Genomic DNA, 4,079 nt, shown 5'->3' on the forward strand with positions numbered 1-4,079 from the left:
GGGTGGGTGGGGGTGTGGGGCTGTGTCGCGGTCGCTGGGCCCGCCCACCCCCACCGCGGGGGGGGGCCCGGCCCCCCCCGGGGGCCCCCCCGCGCGCCGGCCCCCCGGCGGCCCGGGCCCCCCCTCAGCCGGGTGTCAGCTGCTCACATCATGTCTTCGATCTCGGCGGCGATCGGGTCCGCGTCGGTGCCGATGACGACCTGGATGGCGGTGCCCATCTTCACGACGCCGTGGGCGCCGGCGGCCTTGAGCGCGGCGTCGTCGACGAGGCTGGCGTCGGCCACCTCGGTGCGCAGGCGGGTGATGCAGCCCTCGACCTCTTCGATGTTGTCGATGCCGCCGAGCCCGGCGACGATCTTCTCAGCCTTGGTGGCCATGTGTTTCTCCCTGTCCGTTCCGTTCGCGGGACACGCGAATCTCGGCGCACCGACGGTCCGCGTTGTCACGGTAACCCACGGTTGGCCCAACTTCGCGAGCGAGTGCCGCCGTTCTGCCGAATGATGACGATCACCGGCGGCCTGTCCTCAGCGGGCTCCCGGAGCCTACCGCAAGTGGTCTACACCAGTGTGCAACGAGACGCGGCCCCGGGTTGTTCCGGGACAGGGAGGTCGCCGATGAGTACCGACAGCGCAGCAGCCGGCTCCAGGAAGGTCACGTGGGGAGGTTTCTTCCAGGGGCTGCAGAAGATGGGCCGCAGCCTGCAGCTGCCCATCGCGGTGCTGCCCGCCGCGGGCATCATCAACCGGCTCGGCCAGCCGGACGTCTTCGGCGCCGAGGGCCTCGGCTGGGACAACGTCGCCAAGGTGATGTCCGGCGCGGGCGGCGCGCTGCTCGACGGCAGCCTGGGCCTGCCGCTGCTGTTCTGCATCGGTGTCGCGATCGGCATGGCGAAGAAGGCGGACGGTTCGACCGCGCTCGCCGCGGTGGTCGGCTTCCTCGTCTACTACACGGTGCTGCGCCAGTTCCCGAAGGACTGCCCGACGGGGACGAAGGACGTCGGCGGCGGCTGCCTCGGCACGGACGACGCCTTCGCCGGGTACACGTACCAGAACCCGGGCGTCTTCGGCGGCATCATCATGGGCCTGCTGGCCGCGTACCTGTGGCAGCGGTACCACCGCACGAAGCTGGTGGACTGGCTGGGCTTCTTCAACGGCCGCCGGCTCGTCCCGATCATCATGGCCTTCGTCGGCATCCTCTTCGCCTCGCTCTGCCTGTGGATCTGGCCGCCGATCGGCGACGCGCTGGAGAGCTTCAGCGACTGGCTGGTGGGTCTGGGCGCCTGGGGCTCGGGCATCTTCGGCGTGGCGAACCGCGCGCTGCTGGTGATCGGTCTGCACCAGTTCCTGAACGTGCCCATCTGGTTCCAGTTCGGCACGTACACGAAGCCGGACGGCACGGTGGTGCACGGTGACATCAGCATGTTCCTGGCGGGCGACCCGGAGGCCGGCCAGTTCACCACCGGCTTCTTCCCGATCATGATGTTCGCCCTCCCGGCGGCGGCGCTGGCGATCACCCACTGCGCGCGCCCGAACCGGCGCAAGGAGGTCGGCGGCCTGATGCTGTCGGTGGCGCTGACCTCGTTCGTCACGGGCATCACGGAGCCGATCGAGTACTCGTTCCTCTTCATCGCCCCGGTGCTGTACGCCATCCACGCGCTGCTGACGGGCGTGTCGATGGCGCTGACGTGGGCGCTGGGCGTGAAGGACGGCTTCAGCTTCTCGGCGGGTCTGATCGACTACGTGATCAACTGGAACCTGGCGACCAAGCCATGGCTGATCATCCCGATCGGCCTGGGCTTCGCGGTCGTGTACTACGTGATCTTCCGGTTCGCGATCACCAAGTTCAACCTCCCGACGCCGGGCCGCGAGCCCGAGGAGCTCCAGGAGCAGCTGGAGCGGGACAACGTGAAGTAGGGCGGTCCGTCCCGGGGCTTTCGAACCCCGACGGGAGCCGCGAAAGGCCCCTGGACCTCGTGGTCCGGGGGCCTTTTGTCACGCCTTCATCACTATGCCCCCGCGCGAAAAATTCGCAGGTTCCTTATCTAAGTCTCACGTGCTACAACTGGTCTACACCACTCATTGGTGTAGACCACGCGGTCCAGACCACCGCGTTCCCGAGACGCCGCCGTCACCCCCTTTTCCCCTGTCCTCTGGCGGCGCCTTGCCTACTGGAGGAAGTTGATGAGTACGGCCACCGCCCAGGCCGCCGCTCCCGCGAAGAAGCGCGGATCCGGCCTGTTCCAGGGCCTGCAGAAGGTCGGTCGCAGCCTGCAGCTGCCGATCGCCGTGCTGCCGGCCGCGGGTATCTTGCTCCGCCTCGGCCAGGACGACGTCTTCGGCAAGGACGGCCTCGGCTGGATCAAGGTGGCGAAGGTCTTCGCCACCGCCGGCGACGCGGTCTTCGCCAACCTGCCGCTGCTCTTCTGCGTCGGCATCGCCATCGGCTTCGCCAAGAAGGCCGACGGCTCCACCGCCCTCGCCGCGCTCGTCGGCTTCCTCGTCTACAAGAACGTCCTCACGGCGTTCCCCGTGACCGAGGGCGTGGTCAACACCACCGAGAACGGCGGTGTCGACGTCGCCGCCACCTACAACGACCCCAAGGTCCTCGGCGGCATCGTCATGGGTCTCCTGGCGGCCGTGATCTGGCAGCGGTACCACCGCACCAAGCTGGTCGACTGGCTCGGCTTCTTCAACGGCCGTCGCCTCGTCCCGATCATCATGGCCTTCGTCGGCACGATCATGGGCGTCTTCTTCGGCCTCGTCTGGGAGCCGGTCGGCAACGTCATCACCAACTTCGGCGAGTGGATGACCAGCCTGGGCGCGGTCGGCGCGGGCATCTTCGGTGTCGTCAACCGCGGTCTGCTGCCGATCGGCATGCACCAGTTCGTCAACACCGTCGCCTGGCAGGAGATCGGCTCCTTCCAGGACTCCGCCGGCGCCGTCTGGCACGGCGACCTGCCCCGCTTCTTCCACGGTGACCCCACCGCCGGCCAGTTCATGTCGGGCTTCTTCCCGATCATGATGTTCGCCCTCCCGGCCGCCGCGCTCGCCATCACGCACTGCGCCCGCCCGGAGCGCCGCAAGGTCGTCGGCGGCATGATGATCTCCCTGGCGCTGACCTCCTTCGTCACCGGCATCACCGAGCCGATCGAGTTCGCGTTCATGTTCATCGCCCCGGTGCTCTACGCGATCCACGCGGTGCTCACCGCCGTCGCGATGGCCGTCACCTGGGCCCTCGGCGTGCACCACGGCTTCAGCTTCTCGGCCGGCGCGATCGACTACTTCCTCAACTGGGGCCTCGCGACCAAGCCGTGGATGATCATCCCGATCGGTCTCGTCTTCGCGGCGATCTACTACGTGCTCTTCCGCTTCGCGATCACCAAGTTCAACCTCCCCACCCCGGGCCGCGAGCCCGAGGAGGAGGTCGAGGACCTCACCAAGGCGTGAACCTCCGCCGCACGGCGTGACCCGACATCGGCCCCCAGGACCACCGGTCCCGGGGGCCGATTCCCTTTCCCCCGACGGGATTTGCCGATTTCCGCACCGACCGGCACCGAATCGACCTGACAGACTTCCGAACAAGATCGCACAGCCGCCGCGCACCCTCCATAGGATTAGACCACTGAAGCCGAGGGGGAACACTTCGGCGCAGGCTTCCGACGGGCTTACCGTCACGACCAAGGAAAGAGAAGCACATGAGCCTCTCCACGCTGCGCGAGATGAACTTCACGACCCTGTCCGACAGCGAGAGCGACGCCGTTTCCGGCGGCCGCCTCTCGAAGGCCCAGTGCGCCGCGATCTGGGCCAACGCCCAGGCCGCGATGCTGGGTTACGGCTGTGGCGGCGGCTACTCGGACTACATGGCCATCTACAACCGTGAGTGCCGGTAGCAGTTCACGCTGACGGGAATCCCCTGACCAAGGATTCCGGCAGCCGCACAGAATCGGGGGGGGGGGGGGGGCCCCTGCCACCACCTCAGCGGCTTGGGCGCCGCAACCACCGACGGCCGCCACGCCCTCCTCGCAGCCGGCCAGCGCACCCACGGCGACACCGTCCTGCACATCTACCGGGGCACCGGCC

At 68.2% G+C, this 4,079-nt stretch carries 4 protein-coding genes; 3 read left to right on the top strand and 1 reads right to left on the bottom strand.

Annotated elements, in window-relative coordinates:
* Nucleotides 1-143: 143 nt before the first annotated feature.
* Nucleotides 144-377, bottom strand: a complete 234-nt coding sequence (locus tag ACFW1I_RS11825) for a glucose PTS transporter subunit EIIB (protein ID WP_043228148.1) — start codon at nt 375-377, stop codon at nt 144-146.
* 237 nt (nt 378-614) lie between these two features.
* Between ACFW1I_RS11825 and ACFW1I_RS11830 the strand changes: the two genes are divergently transcribed.
* The 3 genes from ACFW1I_RS11830 (at nt 615) to ACFW1I_RS11840 (ending at nt 3,889) form a co-directional block, all read left to right on the top strand.
* The gene (locus ACFW1I_RS11830; RefSeq protein WP_384668988.1) at nt 615-1,913 is read left to right on the top strand and encodes a PTS transporter subunit EIIC; all 1,299 of its coding nucleotides are present in this window, start codon (nt 615-617) and stop codon (nt 1,911-1,913) included.
* Nucleotides 1,914-2,180: 267 nt separating this feature from the next.
* On the top strand, nt 2,181-3,446 hold the full coding sequence (locus ACFW1I_RS11835; protein ID WP_384668990.1) for a PTS transporter subunit EIIC: 1,266 nt from the start codon (nt 2,181-2,183) through the stop codon (nt 3,444-3,446).
* A 272-nt stretch (nt 3,447-3,718) separates the two neighbouring features.
* Nucleotides 3,719-3,889 carry a hypothetical protein gene (locus tag ACFW1I_RS11840; RefSeq protein WP_384668991.1) on the top strand — a complete coding sequence of 57 codons (171 nt, stop codon included), beginning with the start codon at nt 3,719-3,721 and terminating at the stop codon, nt 3,887-3,889.
* The last annotated feature ends 190 nt before the right edge of the window (nt 3,890-4,079 follow it).

It is taken from the genome of Streptomyces sp. NPDC058955 (assembly GCF_042741435.1).
GTDB lineage: Bacteria > Actinomycetota > Actinomycetes > Streptomycetales > Streptomycetaceae > Streptomyces.